This is a genomic window from Paenibacillus chondroitinus NBRC 15376 (assembly GCF_004000765.1).
In the GTDB taxonomy this organism is placed as follows: domain Bacteria; phylum Bacillota; class Bacilli; order Paenibacillales; family NBRC-103111; genus Paenibacillus_E; species Paenibacillus_E chondroitinus.
Genome location: NZ_BILW01000015.1, coordinates 1 through 12,986 on the forward strand (window position 1 = coordinate 1; position 12,986 = coordinate 12,986).

General features: G+C 49.7%; 12 protein-coding genes. 7 read left to right on the plus strand and 5 right to left on the minus strand.

Annotation, left to right across the window (positions count from 1 at the left end):
- Positions 1-1,158: DEAD/DEAH box helicase (locus PCH02S_RS17635; RefSeq protein ID WP_127455260.1), on the minus strand; the 1,158-nt coding region annotated here is incomplete at its 3' end.
- A 196-nt stretch (positions 1,159-1,354) separates the two neighbouring features.
- On the opposite strand from PCH02S_RS17635, the gene PCH02S_RS17640 reads away from it, so the two are divergent.
- On the plus strand, positions 1,355-3,379 hold the full coding sequence (locus PCH02S_RS17640) for an S-layer homology domain-containing protein (protein WP_127455383.1): 2,025 nt from the start codon (positions 1,355-1,357) through the stop codon (positions 3,377-3,379).
- Between the two features lie 116 nt (positions 3,380-3,495).
- Here PCH02S_RS17640 and PCH02S_RS17645 read toward each other — a convergent pair whose 3' ends face one another.
- Together PCH02S_RS17645 and PCH02S_RS17650 are read right to left on the minus strand one after the other, a co-directional pair.
- Positions 3,496-3,681, minus strand: a complete 186-nt coding sequence (locus PCH02S_RS17645; protein WP_127455261.1) for a hypothetical protein — start codon at positions 3,679-3,681, stop codon at positions 3,496-3,498.
- A 193-nt stretch (positions 3,682-3,874) separates the two neighbouring features.
- Complete coding sequence (locus tag PCH02S_RS17650) at positions 3,875-4,096, minus strand: helix-turn-helix domain-containing protein (RefSeq protein WP_028556998.1); 222 nt, start codon at positions 4,094-4,096, stop codon at positions 3,875-3,877.
- Positions 4,097-4,290: 194 nt separating this feature from the next.
- On the opposite strand from PCH02S_RS17650, the gene PCH02S_RS17655 reads away from it, so the two are divergent.
- The 3 genes from PCH02S_RS17655 to PCH02S_RS17665 are packed head-to-tail and all read left to right on the plus strand — an operon-like array spanning position 4,291 to position 6,727.
- The gene (locus PCH02S_RS17655; protein ID WP_127455262.1) at positions 4,291-4,968 is read left to right on the plus strand and encodes a DUF6483 family protein; all 678 of its coding nucleotides are present in this window, start codon (positions 4,291-4,293) and stop codon (positions 4,966-4,968) included.
- A 39-nt stretch (positions 4,969-5,007) separates the two neighbouring features.
- On the plus strand, positions 5,008-5,739 hold the full coding sequence (locus tag PCH02S_RS17660; RefSeq protein ID WP_127455263.1) for a class I SAM-dependent methyltransferase: 732 nt from the start codon (positions 5,008-5,010) through the stop codon (positions 5,737-5,739).
- A 10-nt stretch (positions 5,740-5,749) separates the two neighbouring features.
- Complete coding sequence (locus PCH02S_RS17665) at positions 5,750-6,727, plus strand: MBL fold metallo-hydrolase (protein ID WP_127455264.1); 978 nt, start codon at positions 5,750-5,752, stop codon at positions 6,725-6,727.
- 437 nt (positions 6,728-7,164) lie between these two features.
- Here the strand turns inward: PCH02S_RS17665 and PCH02S_RS17670 are convergent, their stop codons facing one another.
- The gene (locus PCH02S_RS17670; RefSeq protein WP_164819608.1) at positions 7,165-8,127 is read right to left on the minus strand and encodes a phosphatidylglycerophosphatase A family protein; all 963 of its coding nucleotides are present in this window, start codon (positions 8,125-8,127) and stop codon (positions 7,165-7,167) included.
- A 272-nt stretch (positions 8,128-8,399) separates the two neighbouring features.
- Here PCH02S_RS17670 and PCH02S_RS17675 point away from each other — a divergent pair, with 272 nt between their 5' ends.
- The 3 genes from PCH02S_RS17675 to PCH02S_RS17685 all read left to right on the plus strand — a co-directional run bounded on the left by PCH02S_RS17675 (position 8,400) and on the right by PCH02S_RS17685 (position 11,019).
- On the plus strand, positions 8,400-9,449 hold the full coding sequence (locus PCH02S_RS17675; RefSeq protein WP_127455266.1) for a GerMN domain-containing protein: 1,050 nt from the start codon (positions 8,400-8,402) through the stop codon (positions 9,447-9,449).
- Positions 9,450-9,626: 177 nt separating this feature from the next.
- Entirely contained in the window at positions 9,627-10,385 is a 759-nt protein-coding gene (gene rph, locus PCH02S_RS17680) for a ribonuclease PH (RefSeq protein ID WP_127455267.1), read from the plus strand.
- A complete protein-coding gene (locus tag PCH02S_RS17685) occupies positions 10,369-11,019 on the plus strand; it encodes an XTP/dITP diphosphatase (RefSeq protein ID WP_127455268.1) in 651 nt (216 codons plus the stop codon). Before rph ends, PCH02S_RS17685 begins: the two co-directional genes overlap by 17 nt.
- 48 nt (positions 11,020-11,067) lie before the next feature.
- On the opposite strand, the gene asnB is transcribed toward PCH02S_RS17685, so the two are convergent.
- Positions 11,068-12,912 carry an asparagine synthase (glutamine-hydrolyzing) gene (asnB, locus tag PCH02S_RS17690; protein ID WP_127455269.1) on the minus strand — a complete coding sequence of 615 codons (1,845 nt, stop codon included), beginning with the start codon at positions 12,910-12,912 and terminating at the stop codon, positions 11,068-11,070.
- Between the last annotated feature and the right edge of the window lie 74 nt (positions 12,913-12,986).

The window sequence follows — 12,986 nt, forward strand, 5'->3', positions numbered from 1 at the left end:
CAGCACGCCGCGGCTGACGCTGCCGACGGCATGGCCGGCGCGGCCGATCCGCTGGATGCCTGCGGCAGCGGTGAAAGGCGAGTCGATCTGGATGACCAGATCGACATGGCCGACGTCGATGCCGAGCTCCAGCGACGACGTGGCGACTAGGCAGCGAAGCTCGCCGGCTTTGAGCTGCCGCTCGACTTCGAGCCGGATCTCGCGGGCTACGCTGCCGTGGTGGCTTCGCGCGATCTCATGACCGACATGGTCATTGAGGCGCAGGGTTAACCGCTCGCACAGCCTGCGGCTGTTGGCGAAGATGAGCACCGTGCGGCAGCCTTCCATAAGCTGCAGCACACGTTCTACAAGAGGCGTCCAGATGGCCTCTTTATCCGCACCGGCCCGCGCCGGCTCAGGCATCGTCACCTGCAGGGCGTAGTGCTTCTCGGCCTTGCTCTCGATAATCGCGACAGGGCGCGGCTCGCCGGCTTCCCATCCGCCGAGATATCGTGCGACGCGTTCAATCGGCTTTTGTGTGGCAGAGACGCCGATCCGCTGTACGGATCGTCCGCACCACACATCCAACCTTTCCAGCGTCAATGACAAATGCATGCCGCGCTTGTCCGCTGCCAGATCGTGAATCTCGTCGATGACGACTTGCTCCACACTCTTGAGCATTTCTCTCGCGCGCGGCGAGGTAAGCAGCAGATAGAGGGACTCTGGCGTGGTCACCAGCAGATCTGGCGGATGCTTCAACATCGAAGCACGTGTGCTCTGCGTAGTATCGCCGGTGCGGACGCCGACACGTAGTCCGTGCCAGGCGGTGTCCTTTTCAAACGAGGCGGCAAGCTCCTCGATCTCCGCTATATAATGAAACAAATGATCATGAATATCATTATTCAGCGCTTTTAGCGGCGTCACGACCAGTACGCGTACACCGGGAGCGTAGGGCTCGCCGCCAGCCTGTTTCATTTTCACAGTACGATCCATACAAGGCAGCAAGGCTGCTAATGTTTTACCTGAACCCGTTGGGGAGGAGATGAGGGTATGCTTCCTGGCATTAATCTCTTTCCACGCCTGCTTCTGTACGTCGGTGGGCTCGCCGAAGCGTGAAATAAACCACTCCTTCAGAATCGGGTGAAAAAGAGACAGAGGTCCCTCTGCATGTGCCGTCATTTCGTTCGCTCCCTTGTTTATAATTTCTTCCAACATAGCATAATGTAGGCGCTTTCGCCAATGGCGTGCCCGTGAAGGAGGAGTTTTGAGAGAATGTGAAAGTAAAATATAGAGTCACCCTCCTAAAAATAACCAATTTTACGAATTAATCTGATACATGTGGTTATCTAAGGTGAAGGAGTGTGAGTGAAGCTTGATGCTCAAAAAAGTAATTGCGACGGGCCTTGCTTTCGTAACGATCATGGGGAGCAGCGCAGCTGTTCTAGCTAAAGACAATGGCAATGAAAATCGGAAAAATGACGGGAAGGTCGAAATCCATCTCACTTTTAACGATTTGAAAACTGCGGAATGGGCCATACGCTATATCGCGAGTTTAGCATCCATGCGTGTATTTGAGGGGTATGAGGATGGTACCTTTAAACCGCAAAACACGGTTTCACGCATTGAAGCGATTACAGCAGCCGTCCGGCTTATGGGGCTTCGCAGCCAAGCAGAATCTTCAGCCAAAATGAGCACACATCTCAATTTCAAAGATGCCAATCAAATTCCGGCCTGGGCGGTAGGATATGTAGCTGTTGCGCTGGAAAATGACCTGTTTTCCGAAAATGACGACTCCGTTCAGCCTCAAAAAGAAGGCGATCGGCTATGGGCGACGACGCTTTTGGTCAAAGCACTGAAGCTGGACGCTCAGGCCAAAGCCAAAATGAACACGACCCTGCCGTTCAAAGATGCGAAGCAGATTCCAGCGGGTTCTGTTGGTTATGTTGCTGTGGCCATCGAAAAAGGCCTGGTTGATGGTTTCGAGGATAATACGTTCAGGCCGAATCAGCCGGTTACACGGGCTCAGCTTGCTGCATTGCTTGACCGTACAGGCGGTCAATTGCCTGATCAAGGAAATAACACACTGAAGGGAACGGTCAAAAGTGTTGTTAACGGGAACGCCTTAGTATTGACAACCTCAGGTACGACATCAACCTATGCCTTGCATCCGGACGTTTACATTTACAAAAACGGAGTGAAAATCAGTCCTTCGGCTTTGCAGGCTGGAGACGAAGTGAGTGTGCGGACTTTTAACAATCAAATTATATATATTGAAGTAACTAAACCGGTGCAAACCATTATCTATAGCGGTACCGTCAGCGCAGCGGTTGCCAACAATACATTGACACTTACCAAATCGGGCGTTACCTCATCTTTGCAGTTCCATCCTGATATTGTCGCCTACCGCAATGGTGTGAAAGTGAGTCCTTATGAGCTGAAAATCGGGGATGAAGTTAACATTCGGACCTCGGATAACAAAGTCATCTATGTTGAAGTGACCAAATCGGTTGTTCCGATATCCAGCAGCGGTACCGTCACAGCCGTTGTGAACAACAATGTCCTTAAGCTTACCAAATCAGGTGTTACAACCAACTATACGCTGCATCCAGACATCGTTATTTATCGAAATGGCGTCAAAGTTGCGGCTACCGCTCTGTTGGTCGGCGATGAGGTGAACGTTCGGACCTCGGACAATAAAGTTATTTTTATTGAAGTAACACAAACGGCGCAAGCGATTACGAATAGCGGAACGATCACGGCAGCGGTGAGTAACAACGTACTGAAGCTCAAGAAAGACAATGTGAATTTTGAAATAAAGCTGCATCCGGATGTCGTTGTGTATCGCAATGGTTTGAAAGTGGCTCTATCCGAGCTGAAAATTGGGGATGAAGTCAACGTTCGCACCTCCGAGAACAAAGTCATTTATATAGAAGTGACGAAAATGGTGCAGCCTATCACGAATAACGGCACCGTTAGCGCTGTTGTTACCAATAGCGAGCTGAAGCTCACGAAATCGGGAGTTACAACCGCTTTTACTTTGCATCCGGATGTCATCGTCTATCGTGGCGGCGTGAAGGTTAGAGCCATTGACCTTAAAGTAGGCGACGAGGTCGATATCCGCACTTCTGACAATAAAGTCATTTACATTGAAGTAACAAAAAGCGTTGACGAGAATTTGCCGTTTGAGTTGCAAGGGAAATTGAAAGGAACAACGCTTAATGCGCAAGGTGAGCTTGCTACGATTTCTATCGTGCAATCGATTAATGGTAAGGATCAGACGACCGTTTATCAAGTTGCTTCCAGTGTGACCATTACAGGCAATTTAGCGTTATTTAAGGAAGGACGGCTTATTCAGCTGAAAGGCGCGAATAAGGTTGTCACTTCTATCACGATAAAGTGATGGAGAGGGACCGCGGGAGATAGGGAAGAGGTTAGAAAAAGAGAGAAGAAGGAGCCCTGCATGGGGCTTCTTTTTTGTGCGAGGGAACTGTGGTTTGCAAGCAAACAAAAAACCCATTAATAATGGGCTAAAATCACGGCAATATCATTATCATTGAATTGGAAGGCGCCTTCTTCTGATTTCGTGAAATGATGGCCTCTTGACTCAATATACTGGCAGAGTCGAAACAGAATGCCTGGTTCCACGTTCAGGAGTTCTGACAAGGAAAACACATTTTTTTGCTCGGTAATCATTTCGATCATGGATTGAAATAGCCCCCTAAAGGTGTAATGTACTTGTTAGTTACTATCATAGTACATGCTAAGGATCATTTACTGTCGAAATGTTGGGTTAACAAAACGTTCACTTTTTAACGCGCGCGCGAACAACATAAAAGCCCTCGAATCCTCCAATAGGAGGCATCGAAGGCTTACATGGATCCGTTTGCTGACGGAATCAAATCTTTAATTCCCCAAGCTTGATCAGTTCTACAACCGCTTGTGAACGACCCTTTACGTTCAGCTTTTGCATGACATTGGAGATATGATTTCTCACAGTTTTTTCACTGATAAAAAGCTGCTGTGCGATATCTTTCGTCGTTTTGTCCTGCACTAATAGTTCGAATACTTCGCGTTCGCGGTTCGTAAGTAGAAATTTGTTTTTGTGGTCGCTGCCCATGGATGTGTGTCACCCCTCCTTGCTCGGGTATTGGGAAATACAAGGTTTAGGGATACAGTCAAAATTAGTTTATGAAGGGCTGCTGCCAATGGTGCGGTGTATATGCAAAAATAGGCGATATCCGCTTTTGAGTTTCTATCCGAGGCGTGGTAAGCTGAAACGAGGTATATCATTTGGGCACAGGAGGGTTTCTTATGTTCAAACGTGATTATTTTATGCGGCAGATTGAGCAGATGACTCAGGTCCTGCATCGCATTCTTTTTAATAAGGAACATATTCCACTGGCGGATGCCCAGCAGTTGTTGGACGAAGCCAGCCGGCATTTGCTCGGGCTCAACGTTCGTTCGTTAATGGCTTTATCAAGCAAGGATATTCTGGAGCTGCTCTCCTATCATGGAAATTTGGATACGGCGAAAGCGATGGTCATTGCAGATATGTTCGTCGGTCACGGAGATCTGCTGAAGCAGCATGAACAAATGGACGAGGCCTACCATGCCTATGTAAAATCTCTCGATTTACTGCTGCACTTGTCTCTTTCTCCCGAAGTTAGTCCTAAGGATGATGAGAATGTAGAAGTGGCTGCTCGCATACAAACCAGTTTGGACCGGCTCAAGGCCTGGATGGTTCCGGAGGATATGAAGAGGCTGCTTTTTGCCCATTATGAAAAACAAGGCGAATACGCGAAGGCGGAGGACGTGCTGTTTCATTATATGGAGGACCATCCGGACCAATCGGAGTTCCTGCGGCAAGGTGTTGCCTTTTATAAAACACTGCTGAATACCGAAGAAACGTTGCTCGTAGCAGGTAACTTTAGTACGGAAGAAGCCGCAGAAAGCTTGCGCCGGGTACAGCAGAAATTGGACTCTTTTTAAAACTTCTAACGATTATAAATAGAAATTGCAGGTGATAAAATGGCTTGGTATCAGGAAAGCTTTGGAAATGATTATTTATTAGTATATAAGCATCGGGATATGCAAGGCGCTTATCATGAAGTGAAAAAAATGATGGATTGGCTTGACCTGGAGCAAGGGGCCGATGTGTTGGATTTGTGCTGTGGGATGGGGCGTCATTCCTTGGCACTGGCTGATTTTGGTTATGAAATCACGGGTGTTGACTTGTCTGAAGTGCTTTTGACGGAAGCGGCAGAATTGGATAAGCAGAAGCGTGTGACATGGGTGCGCGGTGATATGCGGGAAGTTCCCTTGGGGCGTCAGTTTGATGCGGTTGTGAATTTATTTACTTCATTTGGCTATTTTGATGAGGAAGAACAGAATGCCAAGGTGTTTTACGAGATGCATCGTCTTTTAAAAGAGGGCGGTCGTTTTATTATCGATTTCCTGAATCCGATTTATGTTCAAACTCATCTCGTACCGCGATCACAGCGGATGGAGGGAGACATTCAAATTCTCGAAACGAGAGCTATTGAAGATGGCTGTGTGCGTAAGCGAATTGTGATATCGCAGGAGGGCTTTCCGGAGCGCAAATATTTGGAACAGGTAAAATTGTACGACCGAGTGGCGTTTGAAGCGATGCTGCAAAAAGCAGGTTTACATATCGATCACGTATACGGCAGTTATGACGGTCATCCGTATGAGGCTGATTCATCTTGCCGGATGATTTTTGTAGGGCATAAGGAAGGATGAAGACTCGCAAATGAACATCGTAACCGAACATACAGATGAAATTACTCAAGTGAAGGTGCCGCTGCCTTTTCCGCTTCGATGGGTGAACGCCTACCTGATTCGCGGAAGCAAAGGGTACACGGTCTTGGATCCGGGGCTGCATACCCCGGATGCGGAAGCGCTCTGGCTGCAGGTGCTGCAGGAGCGCGGGATCGGCTTCGAGCACGTCGAGCAGATCGTGCTCACCCACCACCATCCCGACCATTACGGGATGGCCGGTTGGTTCCAGGAGCGCACGGGCGCGCCGGTTCTCCTCTCGGAGACCGGTTACGCGCAAGTGCAGCTCCTGTGGGGGCCGGAGCAGCCGATGTCGGCGCGGCTGCTGGAGCTTTTTGCCCGGCACGGCTTCCCGGAAGCCGGGCTGGCGGAGATGACGAAGCACATGGTGAGCTTCGTCGATTTGGTTTCCCCGCAGCCGCAGGTTACGCTGCTGCGTGAAGGGCCCGTGCGCCTCGGGGACCGCGTGTACGAAGCCATGGAGACCCCCGGCCATGCCGCGGGTCACTTGGTCTTCTACGATGCCGAGGCGGAGGTGATCTTTTGCGGCGACCACGTCCTGCCGCAAATATCGCCGAACGTTTCCTTCCTCCCGCAGGTGGAAGAGAACCCGCTCGGCGAGTACCTGCGCAGCCTGCAGGAGATCGGCAGGCTGCCGGTTAAGATGGCTTACCCGGGGCACCGGGAGCCTTGGACCGGCTTTGGCGCACGCACCGAGGAACTGGTGCGCCATCATCATGAGCGGCTTGCGCTCATGGAGGGTCAGCTAAGCGCGCCGCTTAGCGCTTATGAGGTGTGCCGCTCGACCTTCGGCGATCGGCTCAGCGTGCACCAGATGAGGTTCGCGTTGTCGGAGACGATCGCTCACCTCATCTTGCTGGAGGCGGAGGGCCGCGTTCAGCAGGTCGACCCTGCCGCGGAGCTGGTGCGCTACGTAGCAATCACCCGCTAAATGAATAAAAGCACATCACATCCTCATGTTGAGCGGATGTTGATGTGCTTTTTTGTCATTGGCGGCGGCCCTACGCGAGTTGGAGGGAACTATGGTCCGCTATTACCGCGAGAAACAGCCGCTTCGCGATTTGAAGGGAACTACGATCCACTATTTTCCCGATTCTAGCTGAAATTCGGCAGTTTGAGATCAAATAGCACCCTGTAGTTCCGCTAAAATCTAAGTAACGCTTATTTCCCGTGAATAGCGTCCTCTGGTTCCCTTAACCTACTCCTGACCCGCTCAAACAGCTCACTGCCTTCATCGTCTCGGTGACTCCGCGAGTTCGCATCGCGCGGCGGTCACTGCCCTCATCACCTCGGCATCTTCCCAGCAGCTACGCCTTCATGTTCTCGGCATTCCACGTGTTGGCAACGCGCGGCCATCCGCGCCTTCCCCTACTTCAAAGGCTTACTGTAAGTAGGAATATTATTATGCGCTAACCGGCCGCAGGCAGCAGCTACAATGCCGCAAACCATATCGTCAATAAACGTATTGCATTTCCCCTCGGAATGATCGCTGTCCAAATCTTTAATGATCCCGATTTTCTCTTTGTCCAAGTAGCCAAAATTCGTAAGCGCAATCGTTCCATACATCAGCGGCACAGCGGTTGCGATACTTTCATCTACACCGAAAAGCCCTTCGTCTTGCCCGACAATATGATTATATTGCGGATTGAATTCGCCGGCTTCGACGGCGGTGTCTATTTTGATCGCCAACTGCAGCGCATGGAAGGTCTGCTGTTTGCGCAGCACAGCGACAATGTGTTCTTCGCATAGGCTGCGCTCCATGTCGGGATTGTAGGGACGCTGAAGCTGATCCAGAATTTCCACCATGTCTTCTAGCTGGACGCCTCTCTCAGCGAGGAGAGCGAGATTGCGCTGCGAATAATCGACTTTTACATTCTCGGAAATGATGACACTTGCCGTTGAAGCGACAATTGCGCAAATGCCTTTTGAAATAAACGATTTAGGACGTTTGGTCGGAAAGAAAAAGCGGAATTTACAATCCATGAAACCGAAAAGGGAGGCTGCGCCGCTGCCATACAAGCCACAGATTGACATGGCAATGGTTCGATGTACGTTGTAGGCAGGGTCTTTCATGCTTGCTAACAGCTCGGAGTCATGTTTGACCTTTTTTTGCAGTTCCATGAGCGTAGTCATGACATTGTAAGTTTCTGTTTTGCTTAAAACCCCTAATAAGGTCGTGGTGATCATCTCGTAAGGGATTTTTTTGATGCCTTTGATTTCCACAAGCAGGCGGGCAACAGCCTCTTCAATGACAGCTTGCGGATAGTGACTGAATACTTCATCCCGGAATTCGTTGAAAATGAGCGTTTTATCTTTGAGGAATGTTCTCATCTGTGCGCCTCCAGTTAGATCAAATCTGTCTATTTTTACAAGTATAGCATATCGCGTTAATAAGCCGAAAAGACATGGATTTGGCAGAAAAAAGGTGGAGGCTTTTCGGGACTGCTTTTTTGAGCATGTGGACAAAAAGTAGTTATAAATCGGACAAATCCCCGTATACATAATAATACGAAAAAGCAATGTACAGGCCATGCCAAAAAGTAAATAAGCGGCAGACGCTTCAGAAGAGGCTTCTGCGAAAACTCGAAGGAGGAAATAAGCAAATGAAACATCAACATTGGATTCGTTCAGCCGCCATCGCGGGGGTGATTGCCTTGCTGACCACAGGATGTTCGGTCCTGGGCACTGGGAAAAAAGCTGACATTGATGCACCTCCGACCACGGGTGCGGAAGCAGACGTTCAGACGACATCAGCTGCGGTCACGATCGATATGATCGACGATAATTCATCCCAAATGACGGTGTATGTGAAGGATGCCAAAGGCTTCGTCGCTCCGCTGAGTCTGGGATTGCCGAAATCGGTGTCGGTTGCGAAGACGACGCTGGAGTACATGGTGGATGGCGGTCCGGTCTCCAGTTTACTCCCATCTGGCTTCCAGGCCTTGCTGCCAAAAGGGACGAAAGTCATCTCCTTAAATGTAACTTCAGACAAACGCGCCATTGTCGATTTTTCAAAAGAGTTCCTCACGTATGATCAGCAAAACGAAAGAAAAATATTAGAAGCGATCACTTGGAATTTGACGAATTTCCCAACGGTAGAAAAAGTACAACTCCGTGTTGAAGGCAAGGATCTCAAAGAGATGCCAAAAGGCAAGACGCCGCTGGATACTCCGCTGGCGCGTTCAATGGGGATTAATCTTGAAAAGGCAGAAGACGCGGAATTCGGGCAATCCACACCGGTTACGCTTTACTTCCTTAATCAAAACGATCAAAATTACAAATATTATGTACCTGTAACAAGGCTCGTCAAAAGAACGGATAATGTAGCGAAAGCCGTTGTAGATCAGCTGATCAAAGGGCCTGATCAGAAGAAAGGGCTGGCCAGCGTTCTGAACGCCGCAACGGAAGTGAAGAGTATTAGCCCGGCGGACGCTTTGATTACGGTTGACTTCTCGAATAAGCTGCTTGGCGCTGATCAGAAAGCGCCTGAAGATGCTCTGAAGTCCGTTATTCTTTCCTTGACGGAGAACACAGGTTTTAAACAAGTGCAAATTAAAGTGGATGGTGCTGTGAAATTTACATCTTCGGATAGTACTCAGAACTATACGAAGCCAGTCGCGAGACCTGCTCATATTAATTCGACCAAGTCATAATCAGCTTGCGTCGCTTCATAGACCTCTATGCAAGGAATCTTGCATAGAGGTTTTCTCATCTTTTTGATCAGCCGGGTATCACTGTTCTTGATGAGGGTGCTTTTCTCCGGCTACTTTGTTACAATGGGGCAAGAGTATTCAGCTTCCCTTGGAAGCGACAGGAGGAGAACACGATTTATGCGAATTGGCGGAAGAACAAATGAAGAGTTGCGCCCAATGAGAATAACCCCTCATTATATAAAACATGCGGAAGGCTCGGTGCTCATTGAGGTCGGGGATACGAAAGTGATTTGCACAGCAACGGTTGAAGAGCGTGTCCCGCCTTTTATGAAAGGACAGGGCAAAGGTTGGGTAACCGCGGAGTATTCCATGCTCCCTCGCGCCACACAAGTCAGAAATCAGCGTGAGGCTGCCAAAGGCAAGCTTGGCGGACGGACGATGGAGATTCAGCGTTTGATCGGCAGGGCTCTGCGTTCCGTCGTTAACTTGGAAGCATTGGGCGAAAGATCCATCACCCTGGACTGCGATGTTATCCAAGCTGACGGAGGTACTCGGACCACTTCGATTACCGGTGCATTCGTAGCGATGGCGTTCGCGATCAACAAGCTGGCAACGGATAAAAATTTGGCTAAGTTTCCGATTAACGACTTTTTGGCTTCTGTTTCTGTTGGCGTTATCGGCCAAACACCGCGCCTGGATCTCAACTATGAAGAAGATTCGCAGGCTAAGGTGGATATGAACGTTGTCATGACGGGGCAAGGCCAATTTGTAGAAATCCAAGGAACAGGTGAAGACTCTCCGTTTTCACGCAAGGAATTGGATGAGCTGCTTGCGCTTGCAGAATCAGGGATTCATACAATGATTGAAGAGCAGTCAAAAGTGTTAGGCCCTATAGCGGATCGTATTCGGGGTGTACAACATGCGGCTACGAAGTAATATTGTTGTGATTGCAACCCGCAATGAGGGGAAAGTCAAGGAGTTTGAAAGTCTTTTTGGCCCAAAAGGGTACAAAGTCCGCAGCTTGGCTGATTATACGGATCTTCCGGAAATCGTGGAAAGCGGTAAGACGTTTGCAGAGAATGCGCGGATCAAAGCACAGATTATTTCGGCGCATCTTCATGTTCCTGTCCTGGCAGACGACTCAGGCTTGTGCGTGAAGGCGCTCGGCGGTGATCCTGGCGTTTACTCGGCTAGATATGCCGGAGAAAACGCAACGGATGCAGCCAACAATCACAAACTGCTCCAAGCTTTGAGCGAGTCCGCGCCGGCTGATGGGTTGCCTGTGGAAGCAGGACATCCGAAATTTTTAAGCGAGGCAGCGTTTGTTTGTGCCCTTGCGCTTATTGATCCGGTAGCGAATGAAACCATTGAGGCCGAGGATTCTTGCCCGGGTTACATTATTGCGGAACAACGCGGCGAGAGTGGCTTCGGCTACGATCCGCTGTTTTATATTCCTTCTCTGGGAAGAACCATGGCGGAGCTGACGGTGGAAGAGAAGAATGAAATTAGTCACCGCGCTAAAGCTCTGAGATTATTCCTGGATAGGCTTCCTGATCAAAATGAATCCTAATGAAAAGACCTGCTCCCACATCAACAGTGGACAGCAGGTCTTTTTCTATTAACGGATTGATATTTTATAGTTTCGCAACCACATATCCACTTGTGCCAAATACGCGAACAGCTGAGGTCCCGTCATCAACTGGCCGAACCACGGGAGATCGAAGTCATTCGTGTCGGAGCTGGCGAGTGCCCGTATTTTTTTTACATCAATGAAGGGCAGCAGCGGTGAGCCGGGGTCATCCAAAATTTCCAGCACCCATTTGCGAACAGCCGTTAAATAATTAGGGTTGTGTGTCTTTGGATATGGACTTTTCTTGCGGGTTAAGACATCATCAGGCAGAACGCCTTTGAGTGCTTTTCGTAAAATGCCTTTTTCCCGATCTCCGGATGTTTTGATTTCCCAGGGAATATTCCACACATACTCAACAAGACGGTGATCGCAGAACGGAACACGCACTTCAAGTCCGACAGCCATGCTCATGCGGTCTTTGCGGTCGAGAAGAGTCGGCATGAAACGGGTGATGTTGAGGTAGGACATTTCCCGCATCCGGTTTTGCTGCTGCGTTTCTCCCGCTAGCCGCGGTACCTCGCTTAAGGCCTGCTGATAGCGATTGCTGACGTATTCAACTGGCTTAATCCAGTCAACTAAGTCAGGTGCCAGCAGATCAACCCGGTTAGGCAATTTTAATGACCAAGGGAACGTATTGGCAGAGAGGGCTTCTTCGTTGTGGAACCAAGGATATCCGCCAAAGATTTCATCCGCAGCTTCGCCCGAAATGGCGACCGTGGCTTCCTTTTTAATTTCCCGGCAAAACAAATAAAGGGATCCGTCAACATCCGCCATTCCCGGGGTATCCCGGGCAAACACTGCTGTTTTCAGGGATTCCACTAGTTCAGGCGTATCGAACTCAATATAATGGTGCTCGGTGCCAAGATGCTCAGTCATCCGCTTAATCCAAGGTGCATCGGAGTTTGGTTGAAAGAGATTGGCTTTGAAGTGCTTATCATTATCTTTGTAATCGACTGAAAAAGTGTGCAAAGCGCCTTTTCCGCTTTCTTTGTAATGTTCCGCGGCAAGTGAGGTCAGTGCGCTGGAGTCAAGCCCTCCGGATAGCAGCGTACAGATCGGTACGTCGGAGACGAGCTGCCGCTGGGCCGTGTCGCTCAGCAGTTGTTGAACCTGGAGCGCCGTCGCTGCCACATCATCCGGATGAGGTTGGCTTTCCAGCTTCCAGTACGTTCTGATGGATAGGCCGTTGCGGTCAAAAATAGCGCATTGTCCCGGTTTCAGCTCCGACATATTACGATAAATGCCATGTCCCGGAGTGCGCGCAGGACCCACTGCGAAGATCTCAGCCAATCCTTCCGCGCCAACTTCCGCCTGAAAGTCTGGGTGAGCGAGGATGGCTTTTGGCTCAGAACCGAATAGAAGGACGCTGTTCTGATGAGAATAAAAAAGCGGCTTTACGCCAAGCCGGTCTCTGACCAAATAAAGGGATTGCTCCTGGTCGTTCCATGCTGCGAAGGCGAAGATCCCATTCAGACGGTCTACACAAGCCCGCCCCCATTCAATGAAGGCAACAAGCAGCACCTCGGTATCGCAGGTTGTTCGGAAATGATGTCCGCGAAGTTCGAGCTCTTTCTTCAGCTCGGGGGCATTGTAAAGTTCGCCATTATATACGATCGTATAGGTGTAGTCTCCTTGTTTCCGGATCATAGGCTGAGCGCCGTTTTCCGGATCCATTACACTAAGACGTCGATGGCCCAGGGCACAGTGCTGTGAGATCCAGGTGCCAGAAGCATCCGGTCCACGCAAATGGAGCGTTTCCGTCATATTTTCTAGAATGGACGGGTACCCGGTCAAGTCTTTCCGCCAATCTATCCAACCCGTTATTCCGCACATAGACGTTCCTTCCTTTCTTTATGAAGAGAGCATGATGATAAAGGGTATGCAAATTGGGAATATATAATGTCTGT